This is a genomic window from Paenibacillus sp. MAH-35, assembly GCF_058135425.1.
Genome location: NZ_JBYUPU010000034.1, coordinates 1 through 16,623 on the forward strand (window position 1 = coordinate 1; position 16,623 = coordinate 16,623).

General features: G+C 55.0%; 16 protein-coding genes. 15 read left to right on the forward strand and 1 reads right to left on the reverse strand.

What is annotated here, in order from left to right:
* Positions 1-342 precede the first annotated feature (342 nt).
* The 11 genes from AC3Y2E_RS26065 (at position 343) to AC3Y2E_RS26115 (ending at position 11,043) form a co-directional block, all read left to right on the forward strand.
* Positions 343-2,271 carry an alpha-L-fucosidase gene (locus AC3Y2E_RS26065; RefSeq protein ID WP_379215640.1) on the forward strand — a complete coding sequence of 643 codons (1,929 nt, stop codon included), beginning with the start codon at positions 343-345 and terminating at the stop codon, positions 2,269-2,271.
* A 431-nt stretch (positions 2,272-2,702) separates the two neighbouring features.
* Entirely contained in the window at positions 2,703-3,464 is a 762-nt protein-coding gene (locus tag AC3Y2E_RS26070) for a GTP pyrophosphokinase (RefSeq protein WP_379215642.1), read from the forward strand.
* 54 nt (positions 3,465-3,518) lie between these two features.
* Positions 3,519-4,610, forward strand: coding sequence for a hypothetical protein (locus tag AC3Y2E_RS26075; protein ID WP_379215644.1), 1,092 nt, complete (start codon positions 3,519-3,521; stop codon positions 4,608-4,610).
* A 5-nt stretch (positions 4,611-4,615) separates the two neighbouring features.
* Complete coding sequence (locus tag AC3Y2E_RS26080; protein ID WP_379215646.1) at positions 4,616-5,428, forward strand: aminoglycoside adenylyltransferase domain-containing protein; 813 nt, start codon at positions 4,616-4,618, stop codon at positions 5,426-5,428.
* A gap of 10 nt (positions 5,429-5,438) precedes the next feature.
* On the forward strand, positions 5,439-5,612 hold the full coding sequence (locus AC3Y2E_RS26085; protein ID WP_379215648.1) for a hypothetical protein: 174 nt from the start codon (positions 5,439-5,441) through the stop codon (positions 5,610-5,612).
* Positions 5,613-5,663: 51 nt separating this feature from the next.
* Positions 5,664-6,020, forward strand: coding sequence for a cupin domain-containing protein (locus tag AC3Y2E_RS26090; RefSeq protein ID WP_379215650.1), 357 nt, complete (start codon positions 5,664-5,666; stop codon positions 6,018-6,020).
* A 188-nt stretch (positions 6,021-6,208) separates the two neighbouring features.
* On the forward strand, positions 6,209-6,808 hold the full coding sequence (locus tag AC3Y2E_RS26095) for a sigma-70 family RNA polymerase sigma factor (RefSeq protein WP_379215652.1): 600 nt from the start codon (positions 6,209-6,211) through the stop codon (positions 6,806-6,808).
* Positions 6,768-7,112, forward strand: coding sequence for a hypothetical protein (locus AC3Y2E_RS26100; protein ID WP_379215654.1), 345 nt, complete (start codon positions 6,768-6,770; stop codon positions 7,110-7,112). Before AC3Y2E_RS26095 ends, AC3Y2E_RS26100 begins: the two co-directional genes overlap by 41 nt.
* Positions 7,087-9,345, forward strand: a complete 2,259-nt coding sequence (locus AC3Y2E_RS26105; RefSeq protein WP_379215656.1) for a hypothetical protein — start codon at positions 7,087-7,089, stop codon at positions 9,343-9,345. The genes AC3Y2E_RS26100 and AC3Y2E_RS26105 overlap by 26 nt, the downstream gene beginning before the upstream one ends.
* Positions 9,346-9,543: 198 nt before the next feature.
* Entirely contained in the window at positions 9,544-10,425 is an 882-nt protein-coding gene (locus AC3Y2E_RS26110) for an ADP-ribosylglycohydrolase family protein (protein WP_379215658.1), read from the forward strand.
* Between the two features lie 84 nt (positions 10,426-10,509).
* Positions 10,510-11,043 (forward strand): GNAT family N-acetyltransferase, encoded by a 534-nt coding sequence (locus AC3Y2E_RS26115; RefSeq protein ID WP_379215660.1) that lies wholly within the window; start codon positions 10,510-10,512, stop codon positions 11,041-11,043.
* A 134-nt stretch (positions 11,044-11,177) separates the two neighbouring features.
* Here AC3Y2E_RS26115 and AC3Y2E_RS26120 read toward each other — a convergent pair whose 3' ends face one another.
* Positions 11,178-11,711 (reverse strand): type 1 glutamine amidotransferase domain-containing protein, encoded by a 534-nt coding sequence (locus AC3Y2E_RS26120; RefSeq protein WP_379215662.1) that lies wholly within the window; start codon positions 11,709-11,711, stop codon positions 11,178-11,180.
* Between the two features lie 257 nt (positions 11,712-11,968).
* On the opposite strand from AC3Y2E_RS26120, the gene melA reads away from it, so the two are divergent.
* From melA to AC3Y2E_RS26140, 4 genes are all read left to right on the forward strand, one after another.
* On the forward strand, positions 11,969-13,381 hold the full coding sequence (gene melA, locus AC3Y2E_RS26125; protein ID WP_379215664.1) for an alpha-galactosidase: 1,413 nt from the start codon (positions 11,969-11,971) through the stop codon (positions 13,379-13,381).
* 42 nt (positions 13,382-13,423) lie between these two features.
* The gene (locus tag AC3Y2E_RS26130; RefSeq protein ID WP_379215666.1) at positions 13,424-14,614 is read left to right on the forward strand and encodes a HEAT repeat domain-containing protein; all 1,191 of its coding nucleotides are present in this window, start codon (positions 13,424-13,426) and stop codon (positions 14,612-14,614) included.
* A gap of 995 nt (positions 14,615-15,609) precedes the next feature.
* On the forward strand, positions 15,610-16,233 hold the full coding sequence (locus tag AC3Y2E_RS26135) for an ABC transporter substrate-binding protein (RefSeq protein WP_379215668.1): 624 nt from the start codon (positions 15,610-15,612) through the stop codon (positions 16,231-16,233).
* Entirely contained in the window at positions 16,203-16,622 is a 420-nt protein-coding gene (locus AC3Y2E_RS26140) for an ABC transporter substrate-binding protein (RefSeq protein WP_379215670.1), read from the forward strand. Before AC3Y2E_RS26135 ends, AC3Y2E_RS26140 begins: the two co-directional genes overlap by 31 nt.
* Position 16,623: the final 1 nt, after the last annotated feature.

The following is a 16,623-nucleotide window of genomic DNA, read 5'->3' on the forward strand; positions in this document are numbered from 1 at the left end:
TCTTCTTGAGCTTTACAATGAACATCACCCCCAAAGGGGATAATCTTGGAGGAGCCGGATGCGATGACCCGCACGTCCGGATCTGTGAGAGGCCCATGCAATTGTGCATGGGCCTACTCGATTTGTGCTTGGCCTGCAGCTTGTCCGCCTCGCTTACACGAGTGCGATTAGAAGCCATCCTAATTAACAAATCAGTTGGAAAGTAAGTATATATTATGTACAATATATAATATGATGAGATAGTCGGCGATATCAACCTGCCCAGCCACCCCGAGGGACAAGCCGACGGAGCCTGCAATGTACATTAGGCGAGTCCACCATAGCCAGGGAGCTGATCGGATCGTGAGGACCATCAAAAGAGCGGTGCATATCGATTTTCATACGATGCCGGACATACCGGATTTCGGAGAACGGTTCGATGCCGTCCAGTTTGCGCGTACGCTTGCCGATGCGCGCGTCGATTTTATCAACTTCTTCGCCAAATGCAATATCGGCTTTGCGTATTATCCGACGAAGATCGGCATCCCGCATCCGCACCTCAAGTTTGATATCCTGGGTCAGGTCGTCGAGGAGTGCCGCAAGCTGGGGATTGGCGTTACCGCGTACTTTAATGTAGGCCTCGACCACGAGATGGCGCGCAAGCGCCGGGACTGGACGGTCGTCGACGAGGACGGTCAGATTATATACGGGGACAGAACCGCCAACTTCTTCCGTAACATGTGCTTCCATTCCGGTTATCGCGACTATATGCTGGCGATGATCCGTGAGGTTTTGGAGCGGTATCCGGTGGAGGGCGTATTTCTGGACTGTATGGTGGTGCGCCCGTGCCACGGGAACGAATGTCTGGAGACGATGCGCGAGAAAGGGATGGACCCGCTCGATCCCGGTCAGGTGCGGGAGTTTGCCCGCGAAGCGCTGCTCGAGTTTTGCCGGGACGTCAAAAGGCTGGTCGGGGACGATAAATTTTTATATTTGAACGGACTGAGCACGCAGGAAACGAAGGGGCTGCGGACCCATTGGGAGATCGAATGTCTCCCGGGCGCCTGGAGCTACGACTTCTTTCCGGCGCAAGCCGCGTATATCCGTAATTTGGGGCAGCAGGTGTTCTATATGACGGGGCGGTTTCATGCGAACTGGGGCGATTTCGGAGGACTCAAAAGCAAGGCGTCGCTCCAGAACGACTGCTGGGATTCGATCATGAATGCGATGCCGACCTCGGTCGGCGATCATATGCATCCGCGGGACGGACTGGATGAACCGGTGTACCGGATGATCGGGGAAGTCTACCGCGACATCGAACGTTACGAGCCTTGGACCGACGAGGCGGCGGCCGTTGCGGATATCGCCGTGCTGACCCGAACGGACGGACATCTTCACGGCTGTCATGCGGGAGCGGTCCGCATGCTGGGCGAACTTAAGCTTACGTACGACATTATCGACGAAGAGATGGAGTTTGACCGCTACAAGCTCCTTATTATGCCGGATCAGATCCCGGTCACACCGGCGCTGCGGGCGAAGCTGAAAGCCCATCTGTCCGCCGGCAAAGGGATTATAAGCTCCGGACATTCCGGTCTGGACGAAGCTCACAGCGGTTTTGCGATGGACGAGTGGCGATTGAGCTATGAAGGGAAGGACACGTCGAACGCGTCTTATTTCCGGATGAAGGAGAATGCGGGAGACGACATACCCGATATGCCTTGTGCCATGTACGGAACGGGAATCCGGATGAAGCTCGGAGAGGGCTCCCGGGCGATTGCGGACTACGTGCAGCCTTATTTCAACCGGCGGTGGGACGGCTTCCATGGTTCCTTCTATACGCCGCCCGAGAAGGAGAACGGGGAGCCGGCCGTGGCGAGAAGCGGGAACATCATTCACTTCTGCTTCCCCGTATTCGGAAATTACAACCGTCATGCGTATCCGGTGCATAAATATGCGGTGAAGCATTGCATCGATCAGCTGCTTGCGCAGCCGGTGCTCCGGTGTGAACGAATCCCGACGACAGCGCGTGTGACGGTTACGGCGAAGGAACGGAACCGGATGATCCACATCAAGCTGACGTATCCGGAGAAGCGGGGCAGCTACGAAGTGATCGAGGACCGTCCGATTCTGCACGGTGCGGCAGTATCCTTAAGGGCGGACGGCGTGACGGCTGTCTATATGGCACCGGACCGGACGCCGCTGCCCTTCGACCGGACGCCGGACGGCTATGTGCGGATCGCCTTGCCACCGATTGAGGGGTATGCGATGGTTGTCGCGGAAGCCGCTCCTTGACGGACGGCTGACATGTGACGCGGAATGGGGAAGGGACACTTGCTTAACCGGCAAGTGTTTCTTTTATTGACGGCGGAAGTTCAAATTCTTCACCGTACTAACGCGGATAAATAGACCCCTTACTTGTCGAGTCCGCTGGTGCCTCAAGTTGCATGTCGTTGTTTATCATAGCCGTTCGGCTCTCTGTGCTGCTACTAGCTGGGGGAGGGGGACCGAATAGAAGCGGTTTGCAGCCTTTATTTGGATGCTCAAGATTGAAGCTGCTAGAGACTCTTATCTGGTTAGGCAGTCTGTAGGCACGTCGTCTCCGGTTTTCCGAAGCGGTATTTGTTCTGGCCGGGTTCCGTCTTATGGTATAATGGGATGGATACGTTTGGGAAAACTGCCGGTATACGGCCATAACGAACGGACAGACAGAAAGGGAATCGGCAATGAGTATTAGTCAAATGGAACAGGTAAAGACGATCCGCAACAAGATTACGCGGTTTATGATGATGTACAAGTTTGCCCTAAGCGAGCTTGAAACGAAGGTGGACATTCTGAAGGAAGAGTTCCATCTGCTGCACGATTACAATCCGATCGAGCACACAAAGTCGCGGATCAAAACGCCGGTCAGCATTATGAACAAGCTTCGCCGCAAAGGCTGCGGCACTTCGTTTTCCAGCATCAGGGAGAATATTAAGGATATTGCGGGGCTGCGTATTACGTGCTCCTTCATCTCGGATATTTATTGGATCAGCGAGATGCTCAGCAACCAGAGCGACTTGAACATCGTAGAAATCAAGGATTATATCATGAATCCGAAGCCCAACGGCTATCGCAGCCTCCACCTGCTGATGCAGGTGCCGGTTTTTATGTCGGACCGCCAGGAGAACGTGTTTGTCGAGGTGCAGATCCGGACGATCGCGATGGACTTTTGGGCGAGCCTGGAGCACAAAATTTTTTACAAATACGACCAATCCGTCCCCGCCCGTCTGCTGCAGGAGCTGAAAGAAGCGGCCGACTCGTCCAATGAGCTCGATCTGCGGATGGAACGGCTGCACCGGGAGATCGAAGCAATAAAGGGAGAACAGCATCACGACGACGCCGAGGAGCTGGCCCGGTTTATGATCGATAATAAACACTTCTCGATCCCGGCCGCTTTGATGGAACTGCTCAGCGAAGACATGGAACTTGGAAAATCCGGGGGATAAGCGCCTTACGGTCGGTGTACCGGCGGAGAGGAAGAAAAAGGGAGGGTTTTCGAAATGAGCTGTACGGTTATGTTTCCGCATGACGGCGATATGTTGAATGAGTACGACGGACAAATCCGGGAGGGGCGGCTCGTTATTAACGTGTCCATATCCGCGCCGGACGGCAGGCAGTTGCTCGTCAACGGTGCCGAAGCGCGCCGGGAGGGCGAGTACTACTACGGGGAAGCCGCTTTGGACGGATATGCGAATACGATAACGGTGACGGATCGGGAGACGGGTTACACCGACAGCCGGGTCGTCTATTGGCTGAAAAACGCCGTGAACAAATACCGGATTGCGGTTGACGACAACATCTGGTTTCTGAAAGACATCGCCGACAATCGTCATCGGTACCGGTCCATCTTCGACAACCCTTACCTCGGCATGTACAAGGATATTCATGAGAAGTACGGCACGAAGGTGCAGTTTAATCTGTACTACCAGACGGAAGGCTTCAACCTGACGCAGATGCCGGATACGTACAAGGAGGAGTGGAAGGCGAATGCCCACTGGCTCCGGTTAACGTTCCATGCGCTGCAAAATGACCCGCCCCGGCCTTATGAACACGCGGAGCCCGAAGAGGTGCTGCGCGACTGCAAGCTCGTCACTGGCGAGATCGTCCGGTTTGCAGGCGAGGAGGTTCTGGAGCCGGCCACGACGATCCATTACGGCGCGGCGACACGAGAAGGGTGCAGAGCGCTCCGGCAGTTCGGCTTCCGCGGATTAGCCGGTTATTTCCGGTTTGCGGGCGGCCGCCCGATCGTCTCTTATTATTTGAACGACGAGCAGACCGCGCATCTGAACGGCCGGGACTTCTGGAAAGATCATAGCGAGGATCTCATCTTCATCAAGATCGATGCGGTGCTGGACGGGCTGAAGAAAAACGATATTATCCGGGAGCTCGACCGGGTCAAGGCGAACCCGGGCGAAGCGGGATTTATCGAGCTGCTGATTCACGAGCAATACTATTATCCGCATTATACTGCTTACCAGCCGGATTACCGGGAGAAGCTGGAGACCGCAGCCAGGTGGGCGACGGAGAACGGTTACAGCCCGGCCTTTTTGAGGAGTGCATTGGGGAGTAAGGAAGCCGGAAGGAGCGGGTGAATCGGATGAAGCGGATGAAGACGGACACATCGCTATATTTGAATAAGATCGTGGATCTGTTCAGGCAACTGCTCGAGGACCGGTTGATCGGTATTTATTTGCACGGTTCGCTCGCTATGGGCTGCTTTCATCCGGATCGAAGCGACATCGATTTTCTGGTCATCCTGAAGGATAAGCCGGACGAGGACACGTACCGCGAACTGGCGCGTGCCGTACTGAGGATGGCTGACGACATGCCGGAACTTCCCGAGCTCGAATTCAGCGTGCTGCTGGAATCGGCGGTGAAGCCTTTTACGTATCCAACGCCTTTTGAATTTCATTACTCCCCCCTCCATAGAGAGAAATACAGATTGGACGCAAACTACAGATGCGGCGGATTAACGGACGAAGATTTGGCGGCCCATCTGACGATCGCCTATTACCGGGGCATCGCTCTACATGGCCGGCCGCTCCGGGAGCTGTACGAGCCTGTAGATGCCTTGTACTATACGTCGTCGATCCTTAATGACATTAAGGATGCGGCCCGGGATATTCTTATGAACCCGCTGTATATGACGTTAAACTTATGCCGGGTGCTGTACTACTTGAAGGAAGGGGCGATAAGCTCCAAAAAAGAAGGCGGGGAGTGGGCGTTACAGGTTGTTCCGGACCGTTACAAGGTGCTGATCCGCCGTTGCCTGGACGAATACAGCGGGGTTTCCGCGTGCCTGGAAGCGGAGACGCCGTTGCTGCCTAGCTTCGCCGAGTATATGCTGACTGAAATCAACCAGTCCCTCAAGGAGCGCGAATCGCCTGGAAATCGGCTGACGAAGGAGTGAGCGGCAGCAGATGAACCCTTATCATTGCTGTGCTTCCTGTACGCATTATGAGATTCGGAAGCACACTCCGGAGAAATACTGGTGCAGCCGGCTCGGTTATGCAACGAGCCCGAAGTACAAATTCGACTGCTGGACGCCGAAAGAAGCGGTGCTTCGTGCAATCGGGAAGAACAAGCCGAAGTAACCCGCCGCATAAAGCCGGCCACAAGTAAACCGAGTCTGGAGTGTTGCAGCAATGAAAATCAGCAAAGAGACGGCCGAGCATTATATTTGGGCGGAAGTATGCGACGGTTGGCGGCTTGTGAGCGAAGCGGACCGCAGTATCATTCACGAGCGTATGCCGGCAGGTACGTTCGAGGTGAGGCATTACCACGAAAAAGCGAAACAGTTCTTCTTTGTGCTGTCCGGAACGGCTACGATCGAGATCGATGGAGAGCAAGTCATCCTTGAACGCCACGAAGGTGTTTCCGTCCTGCCGGGCATCCCTCACCAGATGAAAAATGAATCTCAACTCGACGTGGAATTTCTCGTTATCTCCCAGCCGGCAACGGCGGGCGACCGCATTCCAGCAAAACCTCTAATCCGGGAGTAGTGCAAGCTTCGAGTAACCGCCCCTTCTTGGCATGAAAATAATTATGCCGTTAGGAAGGAAAATCAAAAAGTTTCGGCAGGCCGAGCGCCTGCTTTTTTTGTTTTTACTAATCGAAGAGGATCTGTGTTCAACTTTTTTTGCCAAAAGGCGTATTTCATGCAACCGGATCGGCACAGCTTGCATCTAAAGTGCAGAGAGAGGGGGCGAGCGGACTGGATGTCATCGAACGGTTGAAGCGCCGGGATGAAGCTGCGCTGCAAAGCTTGATGGAGATATACGGCGACTATTTGCTTCGCACGGCCTATCTCCTGCTCAAAGACCGGCAGGCGGCGGAAGAGGCGGTTCAGGACACCTTTATAACCGCTTATTACAAGATCGGACAGCTCGCCGAGCCTTCCCGGCTGAAAGGCTGGCTGACCCGGATCGCCGTCAACCGGTGCCGGATGAAGCTTCGTACCTGGGACTGGAACCGGCTGCTCTCTTATGCACGGATGGAATCGTTTCTCGGGGACGATCCGGAGCCCGGTCCGGAGGAGCGTTTCTTTCTGGAGTGGCGCACCGAGCGCCTGACCGATGCGGTTCATCGGCTGAAGTATTTATACAGAGAGACGATCACGTTATATTACTACAATGAACTGGCTGTGCGGGAAATTGCGGAACAGCTCGGAACGAACGAAAATACGGTTAAAGCGCGCCTAGCCAGAGGGCGTTCGATGCTGAAGCGGATCTGGGAGGAGGGGGACAACGATGAGCAGGGACAACGAGTCGGTAAAAACACGATTGGATGAGGAGCTCAGCGAGCTTCATTTTACGAAGCAGGAGGAGGTGCGGAAGCAAGCTTTTCCTGCTACACGGAGCGAACGGCTGCGCGCGTTATGGAACACAGAGATCGAGCTTCCGGTCGTGCCCGGCGCTGCGGCGGCTTTGTTATTGTTCGTCTTGCTGGGCGTCCAGCGGTTCCCCCAGGTCTCCGAACCGGAACATCCTGCGCCTGCGGCGGTCCGGCAGTTGGTCGAAGCGGGCGGCAATACGTATTGGAAAGATGAACTAGAGAAGGCGGTGACCTATGCTGAAAATCAAAATAAAAGTTAAGCATCTGGTCCTGTCGGTGTTGGCGGTCGCGGTGGCTTTGCCGCTGCTGACGGAAGTGGCGCTTCCTTACGGGAATTTGTATTACGCTCGACAGCAGGCGGCTGCCGGCAATATCCGGGGCGTGCAGGGCATCATGGAGGCGCTTGACGGTTCGTTGTTTACGGAAAAGCAGAAGCTGAAACTGATACGGGAGACGATGATCGAAGGAGCTATGGCGCCTGAGCGGATGCGTGCATCCAACTACGATTTATATGTCGGACCCGGTCATACCCAGTCCCATCTGCCGAACCGTACGGAACTGTTCCGGACCGAAGAGAAAGTGCCTTACCTGGAATACTATGTGGACCAGGCGTCGATCGACGGATATTGGTCACAGGCGGTGAAACATCTGGCGTATGTCTACGAACGCCAAGGGCAGCCGGAGGAAGCGATCCGGACGCTTGAGGAGGCGGAGCGGCGGCTAACTGCCAAAAATTTCGCTTATGTGCGTCAAACGCTCGTCATTAGACAGGCTGAGCTGCTTGCGGCCAGTGGACAAGTGGAGGAGGCGGACCGGGTTCTGGCAGAGTTCGCATACCGCCAGCTGGAGGGCGAGAAGAACAGCAGCGGGGAGATCGCCCGGATGAGAGCCCGGGTCTGGATCGATGCCGGTCAAAGCAGGCAAGCGCTGGAACGATTCAGTGCCGAGCTGGAGGAAGCGAATTCGCTCCCGGCGGCATCCGCCAATAGGCAGGTCTTTATACACCAATTAATGATGCTGCAGGAGCTGCTGCAAAAAGAGGAACAACGACTCGAAGCGGGACGTACGATCGTCTCGGGGACGCTCCGCCGCAGCGACGGCACGCCGATCGTAAACGCCGGCGTCTTCCTTCGGGAGGAGTCGATCGCGAATCGCAGCGTGACGGAACAAGATCCGTATCAGACGACTACGGATACTTCCGGGCAGTATACGTTTTATGGAGTCACTCCCGGCAGCTACCAGCTGTACCTGGGGATGAATTTCGATCAGATCAGCGGCTGGACGTGGCCGATCGGCAATGACGAATGGACGATCATCGACGGACAACCGAACGTTTCGCTGCCGGTGACGTTATATCCGCTGTTGGAGCTGTTTTCTCCGGTGAACCAGCAGACCCTGTCCGGACCCGATATCGAGTTCGAATGGGAACGGGTGGAAGGAGCCGCCTATTATAATGTAAATGTAGGAATCGGATTCAAAAACGGATCGGGCAGCACGACGCTGCAGACGCATGTGGAAAATAACCGGCTGACGGTTCCGGCGGAGCGGTTATACGATCAGGTATTCGGCTTGTCGTACGAGACGGAGAGGGACTGGGCGTCAGCCGACCCGTCGGGCCTGCTTGGTTATTCCAATCCGGACAACCGGTTTTTCTGGAGCGTCGAAGCTTTCAGCGCGGACGGCCGGATGCTGACGAAGAGCAGCGGCTACCGGCTGGATGACGATTCCATCGGCAATCTGCCTTTCTTTTATATGAAGCAGAGAACGTTGACGGAAGCAGATCGGCTCGTTCAAGTGAGCCATTATGAGGAAGCCTTGTCGAAATACAAGGAAGAGCTGGAGAACGATCCGAACCACGTTCACGCTCTTCGGATGGTCATTCGCCTGCTCCAGTCGAAAGCGCTCGTGATGAAGGACCAATCGATACAAGAAGCGCTAGTTCCGTATTTGAAGCGGATGCTGGAGGTTCGTCCCGAAGCCGTCTATGCGAGCGCGCTGGCGGAATATTATGCCGGGAACCGGGCCTGGGCGGAATACAATACGACGATCGGGCTTTACGACCGGCTGCGTCGCTCGCCTTTGTCCTCTTACGAGTTATCGGTGCGCGGCAAGACGCTGACGCAGCAAAGCCGGTTCGACGAAGCTTTGGCGTATTTCGAACAGGCCATGAGGTTAGACGGCAGCCACAGATTCGTCGGATTGTATCTCGCAGTCGAAATCTATACAGACCGCTCGATGGAGGAGGCGCTCCGGATTGCGAAAGCATACCCGGAACATTTCGTCGGTCCGCCGCAGCGGAATTGGGTCAGGCTGGTCGATGCGATGGGCGAAGAATCTGCAGCCTCGTCCCAGGTGAAGACGTACATGGACGAATTAAGAGAGAAGCTGGAATGGGTGTTTCAAGGCGACGAGGAGCGGTTGAGATCGTGGATCGCGGCGACCCGTCAAGACGGTATGAAGGAGTTTGTAAGAGCGGTTATGGCGGTTCGATAACTGAATCCGGGTGGGGGAGAAAAGTCCGAGAGATCGGGCTTTTTTCGTTATGCCTTTGAAGCTGGGGCATACGGCGATCGGGTGTGTGCTTGACAGCAAGCGTAGGGGAGGATATATAATACCATTATGTTAATAACAAAATGATACTAACAACTTTCAGCCTAGCTGACGGAATAAGCTGGATAGGGAGGGGAACTTATGAATCGGTTGAATCGTATAAAAGGCGGTCTGTACGGTGTCGCAATCGGGGATGCCCTGGGCGGAACGACGGAGTTTATGACCCGAAGCGAGGTCAAAAACAAATACGGCTACCTGACGGAGATCATCGGAGGCGGCGTCTGGGATCTGGAGCCGGGCGAAGTGACGGATGATACGATGATGACGCTCGCGGTCGTCGAAGGGATCGTCCGCAACCCGCATGATCCGATACCGCATATCGGGTCGAACTTTATGGAATGGTACCGGTCCGATCCGAAAGATATCGGCAATATCATTAGAAGAGTATTGAGCACTTATAACGGCAGCTGGTTCGAAGCCGCCTATCTCGCGGATCTGGATCTTGGTCAAAGCGCCGGTAACGGCTCGCTGATGCGTTGTCTGCCCGTAGGGCTAAGCTACCCCGGGCTGCCGGAGATCGATAAGTTTTCGCGGTTGCAGTCGAAGATGACCCATTACGACGAACGATGCAGCGAAGCTTGTACGCTGTACAACCGGATCGTATTCCGGATTATGAACGAGGAGCCGCTGCGCGAAGCCGTTCGCAGCGAAATCGGGAATACCGTCTACGCATCCGTCCTCTCCCGGGAACCCGACTGCGAACCAAGCGGTTATGTCGTTCATAGCTTCAATTGGGCGTTATTTCTTCTATTGCGCGCCGAATCGTTTGCCGAGGTGGTCCAGACGGCGGCGAACCTGGGCGGCGACTCGGATACGATCGCTGCGATAGCGGGAGGGATCGCGGGGGTGTATGGTGGTTATGAAGGCATTCCCGCCTCCTACTCGACTAAGATTCTGATCAAGGACCTGTTGGATGAGCTGGCGGAGCAACTGGCCGCCGTGCGCGCGAGGCTAATTACTTAACGACTGGCCGCTATGTGCGCCTGCTGAAGGCATCCGTTCCGGCCGAACGGTGTGAAATTTCGCAAAGTGAAGGTGGAAGAAAAGATGAGCAGCCCGTATCAAGACTTATACATAAGGCGGTTGGAGGATGACGATATCGGTTCCGTGATGGAGCTTATGCAGCTGATCGTATCGCTGCTTCCTTCTTCCGACTATTACGCGATGGACGATTCCGGCTATTTTCGCGAGCATATCCGGAATATGGGGGAGCTGTACGGCGCTTTTGCCGATACGCAGCTTGTGGCCGTAACCGTCCTGGGATTTCCCGGACCGGGTCCGCGGAACTTGGCACGCGAGTACGGGGTGCCAGAACGGGAGCTGCTTCGCGTAGCGGCTCTGGAAGGCTCGGCGGTCCATCCGTCCGCCAGGGGAAAAGGACTGCAGCGGTTTTTCGTGGAGCTTCGCGAACGGAGAGCTGCCGAGTACGGATGCTTGCACATGTATTCGACGGTTCACCCGGACAATGAGGCAAGCCGGCGCAATCTGGAGTTGTCCGGATACGAATGGAAGTTTTCCCGTTCGATGTACGGCGGTCTGCCCAGACATTGTTATGCGAAGCGGCTGAACGGACACTTGTAGGCAGCAACCGGCGGCTGCATCCGCAGCTTCGAACGCCAATGCGGTATCGGGCTCCAAACAAACATCCTCTGCCGCATCCGCCGAATATTGGCGGGCGATAGAGGATGTTCCGCGTATATCGGATCGCAAGCGGCTTAATTGGCTGAATGGCCCAGCTTGCGGAGCGTTTCGCCGATGAAATCCGGTTCATCGTGCGGTCCCCGGGAAGTAACGAAGTTGCGGTCAACGACGACCGGCTGATCGGAATATACACCGCCTTGCTCGGCGATTTTCTCCGCTACGCCCGAATAGGAAGTGAAATTTCGGCCCTGGACGAGCCCGGCTTCGGATAGCAGCAGCGGACCGTGACAGATGGCGGATATTGTGATCTCCTTCTCGTTGGCTTGCCGAAGGAAGTCCAGAATCTGATCGTTCCCCATCAGATGTTCGGGAGAACGTCCGCCTGGAATGACGATCGCGTCATAATCGTCCGCAGATGCTTCGTTGATCGACAAATGCGTCGTATACGTGATCGTCCCTTGCTTGCCCTGCAGCTCCTGTTCTTTCTCCAGGCCGATAATGACAGCTTCGTGCCCATATTTGGTTATCGCTTCGAACGGATGTTTCATCTCGGAATCCTCATACCCGTCTGCCAGCAGAAAAGCGACCTTACATCCTCTTTGTTCCATGTTCCGCACTTCCTTTCGTCATAAAGTTCTCTCAACAACTATGTATTACCCGGCTTGGACGCGAGTCAAACGAAAGCCGGTATTCAACTGCGGGGCGGCGCGGGCCTGCGGGATTGCCATGATTAACGAGAAAAAATTAATTCCGTCCGGAAAATACAGAGGAGATGGAAGGGGATTCACGAATATATACGTATTGGGGTTTCATCGCGCCAATCTTCATGAGCTGGTTTTCATGGCAGGGAAGAAGGGGGAACGATATGAGAAGAGTAGCCATAATAGGAGCGGGCAGCGCCGTATTTTGCAAAACGCTGATGCTTGACATGATGGCCACGGAAGCGCTTGAAGATACGGAGTTCGTCTTGATGGCTCCCTCAACGAGAAAAACGAGCCAGGTCGCCGCTTTCGCAGATCGCGTCATCAAGCGGAACGGGTTGAAATCGAAAGTAAGCGTTACGACGGACCGCCGGGAGGCGCTGCGCGGCGCCGATTATGTGATCTGCTCGTTCCAGATCGGCGGGATGGGCGCATTTGAGCTGGATTATAAAATTCCGCTGCGCTATGGCGTCGATCAATGCATCGGCGATACACTCGGTCCCGGCGGCGTGTTCCGCGCGCTGCGCACCATTCCGGTCATCCTGGACGTAGCCCGCGATATGGAGGAACTGTGTCCGAAAGCGACGATGCTTAATTACGTCAATCCGATGGCGATGGTCGGTTGGGCGCTCGGGGAGACGAATATTCAGTACGTCGGCTTGTGCCACGGCGTGCAGACGACGCTTGATCTGATTTCCGGCTATGTGGAGGTGCCGAAATCGGAGATCGATTTTGTTTCCGCAGGGATCAACCATATGGGCTGGTTTCTTAAAATCGAACATAAGGGGAAAGACTTATATCCGGAGCTTCGGAGACGGTTCGAGCAGCCGGAGTATTACGTAAACGAGAAAGTACGAGGCGAAGTGTTCCGGCATTTCGGCTATTTCATGACCGAATCTACCGGGCACCTGTCCGAATACGTTCCCTGGTTCCGCAAAAGCCCAAAAGCGATGGAGCTGTACTGCGACGAACCCGCCTTCGGAGGCGAATCGGGAGCCGCCTATCACTGGGGTGAATACGTGGCCCGCAAATACGAGGAGCGCGACCTTCTGGCGGACGAGCCGGCCGACCTGCCTCCGCGCAGTATCGAATATTGCGCTTACATCATCGAAGCGCTCGAAACCGGCAAAACGTTCAAATTCAGCGGCAACTTGCGAAATAACGGGATGATCGCCAATCTTCCGGCGGATTGCTGCGCGGAAGGCCCGTTGTTCGCGGATCGGACCGGCATCCACCGGACGATTGTCGGAGAACTGCCGCCGCAGTGCGCCGCGCTTAATATGACCAATATCAACGTTCAGCGTCTGGCTGTTCTGGCAGCCAAATCGGGTGACCCGGAAACGGTGGTGCAGGCCGTCGCGATGGACCCGCTTGCTTCATCTGTGCTGACGCTGAAGGAAATCCGCGATATGGTGACCGAGATGCTGCAAGCGCAGGAGCAGTGGCTGCCGCAATTCGCAGGGCGGCTGCCGAAGCCGACTCCGGTGATTCCGATTCCGGCCGACGTCCGAAGGGCGCATGTGCCGATCGATCCGGCGCTCGCGATCTTCTCGCGTTTCGGAGAATTGGCCAAGTAGGCTGCACGATAAACGAATACATACATAGGAGCCGAGTTAACGATGAATCCATTTGCAGATTCCGTAAGTATGGGAAGGTATCATTTAGAGCACGATTCGTACGGCCTGGCGTCATTTTTCTTTTACCGGGCGATCTTGGAAGAGAATACGAACGGAAACGCCTGGAACGGACTAATCATGTCCTTCAGCCTGATGCGCAGGGAGGAAGACGCCCAGATCGCGCTTGCCCGGTTCGCTTTGCAGGAAGGGCTGCCGTTCGATAAAAACCTGGTCACGTTCGCCATGATGATGTTTCAGCGCAGTCCGATCGCTTTGTCGTCGTGGTTCCGGGCGATGTCGAAACGTTTCGGGCTGACTGCCGAGGAGCGGGATAATTACTCGCAGTTGGCGGACGAGATGGAGAAGACGTACCGGAAAGCGGCGGAAGAGCAAGGCGAGACGCTGTTGAACTTGCAGGGCAACCTTACTTTGGAGGAATATGCGGGCAAGACGATGGAGCTGGACAATCTGGTCGGAGGCCAGGTGGATGCAATCTATACACGCGCTCAGGCCGGCTTGGACGGGGATATGCACGAGGCGCTGAACGCGGTCCGGATGTTGTGCATGGTGCCCGATCCGAGAAGCGAGAAGCTGCTCCGCCGCGTATGCCGCAACGAAGACCTGAACGGCAAAGTGATTACGCAGGCGCTGCTGTCGCTGCGCTGGCTCGGAGTCCGCGGCAATGTGAAAATTCATAAGATGGGCGAGCCGTTCGTCGTGAATCTGGACGATCCGCAGCCGGAGCTTACGATATCGGTGCCGGCCGCGTATAAACCGGCTCTGGACCGGATGAAGCTGTGGATGGCGAAGGAACAGGGCGCCGTCACCGAAGCGGAATACGAAAGCCACGCGTCTACGGACGAGCCGGAGCTGCCGCAGGAGCTGGCCGAAAAGCTGGAGAAGGCGGACATCCCGGCCGTTCTGCAGGAAGTGGTGCATACGCTGATCCGGGCCGCCTACGATCATTATTACCCATTCGTACCGACCATTCGCGAAACCCGCCAGTGGAGCACGGCGTTCCTTCTGCTGATGAGGGAGTATTTATTGGGAATCGGCGAAGCGTGGCCATACGGGGAGCCGGAGCAGGACGATACGGCGGTGCTGCACCGCAACTGGCTGCTAAGCGCCAGCCCGGATTTTCAAAATTCGGTGAAAACGGCCGGATTGATTCGGGCCAGCTTGAAGAAAGACTAGGGTAGTCGGAGTGGAAGGGTAAGGATAGTGCAAGTGCAAGTGCAGGTGCAGATGCAAATGTGAGCATACGAAAACGGCTAAAAGACGGGCTGTCTCCGTAGTTATTATGCGATTGTGGAGCCCGGCCAAGAATCGATTTGCTTGAACAATAAGGACCTCAATCCACGTTACAGTGGAAGCTGAGGTCTTTTCGTTTCGAAACAGGGATGTTCCCGCCACATGCGACACGTTTGGGGCAGCCACGTACCTGCGCGGGTAGATTAATGACGGCGGCAGCAGCAGTAGCAGTAGCAGGTTTGCGATTCGTTGCTGACGGAGACGGGTGCTGCCGTACCGATCATGGTGCTTTGCAGATGCTCTTCCAGCACTCTGTTGGCGCTCTGCTGGCGCTCAGCCGCGTTCTGCGTATTACCCAAGCCGCAGGATTCATCGTAGCCACCCGGTTCACTGCCTCTGCTTGTACCCCCTATTTCCTCCGAAACCGTCCTCGAAGGGGGAAATAGCGATTGGAGACTCTTAAAATCGGCGCTACCTGCGGACCCCACTATTTGATTGAAATAAAGGGTGCTAACCTCCTCTATTTGTCCCGATCGATCATCCCCATATGACAAAAATAGAAGGTACCAAAAACTCTTATTCATTGTCGAGCCTGTACAAGTAACGCTAACCTTCAAGCGAATCCCGTCTGCCTGCAAGTATGCCATGTGAAAGAGGCTTCGTGAGAAAACCATCGTGAGAAAACCTTTGTGAGAAACCTTTATGAGAAAACCTTTGTGAGAAAACTGAAAAATCCCTTGTGAAAAGTCCGTTGTGAAAAATCCCTTGTGAAAACCCTCGTACGACAGTTTTTGTTCCTGTCCGTTTTGTACAAACACCAAGACACATTGTTGAGTTTGTCCATTGAGTCTCGTTCCGATTTTGTGTAATCTCATTGATGATAATAATTATCATTATCACAGAGAAGCAGATTGCTCAAAAAACGGGAGGGAACCAAGTTGAAAAGGCTGGCAAAACAGAGCATATCCGTGATCGCTGCGGCAACGATGATGGGGCTGCTATTGATCGGGTGTACATCCGGCAATTCGGATTCGGGTTCGACGAAAGGGGACAACGGCGGCCGTCCTGCCGGTTCGAATACGGAAGCGTCAAACGGGCAGACGGGAACTAAGGAACAAGCGACGACACGCTCGTATACAGATTACAAAGGGCATACGGTGCAAATTCCGGCAGCGCCGAAAAGAGTTGTATTCGCAGGGGAGACGACAGGCGATCTGATTGAACTGGACATTCCGATGATCGGCATTTTCGGTGATCATCTGGATGGTAGAGTGTACCAGAAAGAAGCGGCGCAAATCGAAAACGTAGGCTTTCCGCTTAATCTGGAGAAGGTGATTTCCTTGAATCCCGATCTGATCATCATTGCCAATACGGACGAGAAAGCTTACGCCCAGCTGGACAAAATAGCGCCGACAATTATGTTCGACACGTTTGCTTCGCTGGACGACCGCTTCAAGGAATTGGGCGTTATTTTCAATAAACAGCAGCAGACGGCCGATTGGTTGAAAGCTCATCACGCCAAACCGCCGAGATGTGGAAGAAGCTGTATGCGACTGTACTGAAGCCGGGCGAGACGGCCTCCGTGTTCACTTACTACCCCGGAGACCGGTTGTTCGTCATGGCCAGAGCGGGTCTGCCGCAGCTGTTGTACGGCGAAGGCGGGCTGAAGCCGACGGCTCCGATTCAGCAAGTGCTGGATGCGAAGGAAGGTTTCCGCCAAATATCCGTGGAAAGTCTCCCCGAATTTGCAGGCGACCGCATCTTTATTCTGGACCCGGTTGCCGACGAAGCAAAGAAATCGACGGATGCCCTCATAAACAGCGCGGTATGGAAAGGACTGCCTGCCGTTAAGAATGGGGATGTATATCGCCTTTACATTCAGAAATCGGACTCCGACGCCGCCTCGCGGGAATGGCTGCTGGAGGAGCTGCCGCGCATGCTCGCCAAGTGAC

Excerpts from the sequence above, each read along its gene's own strand:
- AC3Y2E_RS26070 (WP_379215642.1), top strand. The coding sequence starts at position 2,703 with ATGAGTATTAGTCAAATGGAACAGGTAAAGACGATCCGCAACAAGATT.
- AC3Y2E_RS26110 (WP_379215658.1), top strand. The coding sequence starts at position 9,544 with ATGAATCGGTTGAATCGTATAAAAGGCGGTCTGTACGGTGTCGCAATC.
- AC3Y2E_RS26075 (WP_379215644.1), top strand. The coding sequence starts at position 3,519 with ATGAGCTGTACGGTTATGTTTCCGCATGACGGCGATATGTTGAATGAG.
- AC3Y2E_RS26130 (WP_379215666.1), top strand. The coding sequence starts at position 13,424 with ATGAATCCATTTGCAGATTCCGTAAGTATGGGAAGGTATCATTTAGAG.
- AC3Y2E_RS26105 (WP_379215656.1), top strand. The coding sequence starts at position 7,087 with ATGCTGAAAATCAAAATAAAAGTTAAGCATCTGGTCCTGTCGGTGTTG.
- AC3Y2E_RS26085 (WP_379215648.1), top strand. The coding sequence starts at position 5,439 with ATGAACCCTTATCATTGCTGTGCTTCCTGTACGCATTATGAGATTCGG.
- AC3Y2E_RS26080 (WP_379215646.1), top strand. The coding sequence starts at position 4,616 with ATGAAGCGGATGAAGACGGACACATCGCTATATTTGAATAAGATCGTG.
- AC3Y2E_RS26100 (WP_379215654.1), top strand. The coding sequence starts at position 6,768 with ATGAGCAGGGACAACGAGTCGGTAAAAACACGATTGGATGAGGAGCTC.
- AC3Y2E_RS26115 (WP_379215660.1), top strand. The coding sequence starts at position 10,510 with ATGAGCAGCCCGTATCAAGACTTATACATAAGGCGGTTGGAGGATGAC.
- AC3Y2E_RS26140 (WP_379215670.1), top strand. The coding sequence starts at position 16,203 with ATGTGGAAGAAGCTGTATGCGACTGTACTGAAGCCGGGCGAGACGGCC.
- melA (WP_379215664.1), top strand. The coding sequence starts at position 11,969 with ATGAGAAGAGTAGCCATAATAGGAGCGGGCAGCGCCGTATTTTGCAAA.
- AC3Y2E_RS26090 (WP_379215650.1), top strand. The coding sequence starts at position 5,664 with ATGAAAATCAGCAAAGAGACGGCCGAGCATTATATTTGGGCGGAAGTA.
- AC3Y2E_RS26120 (WP_379215662.1), bottom strand. The coding sequence starts at position 11,711 with ATGGAACAAAGAGGATGTAAGGTCGCTTTTCTGCTGGCAGACGGGTAT.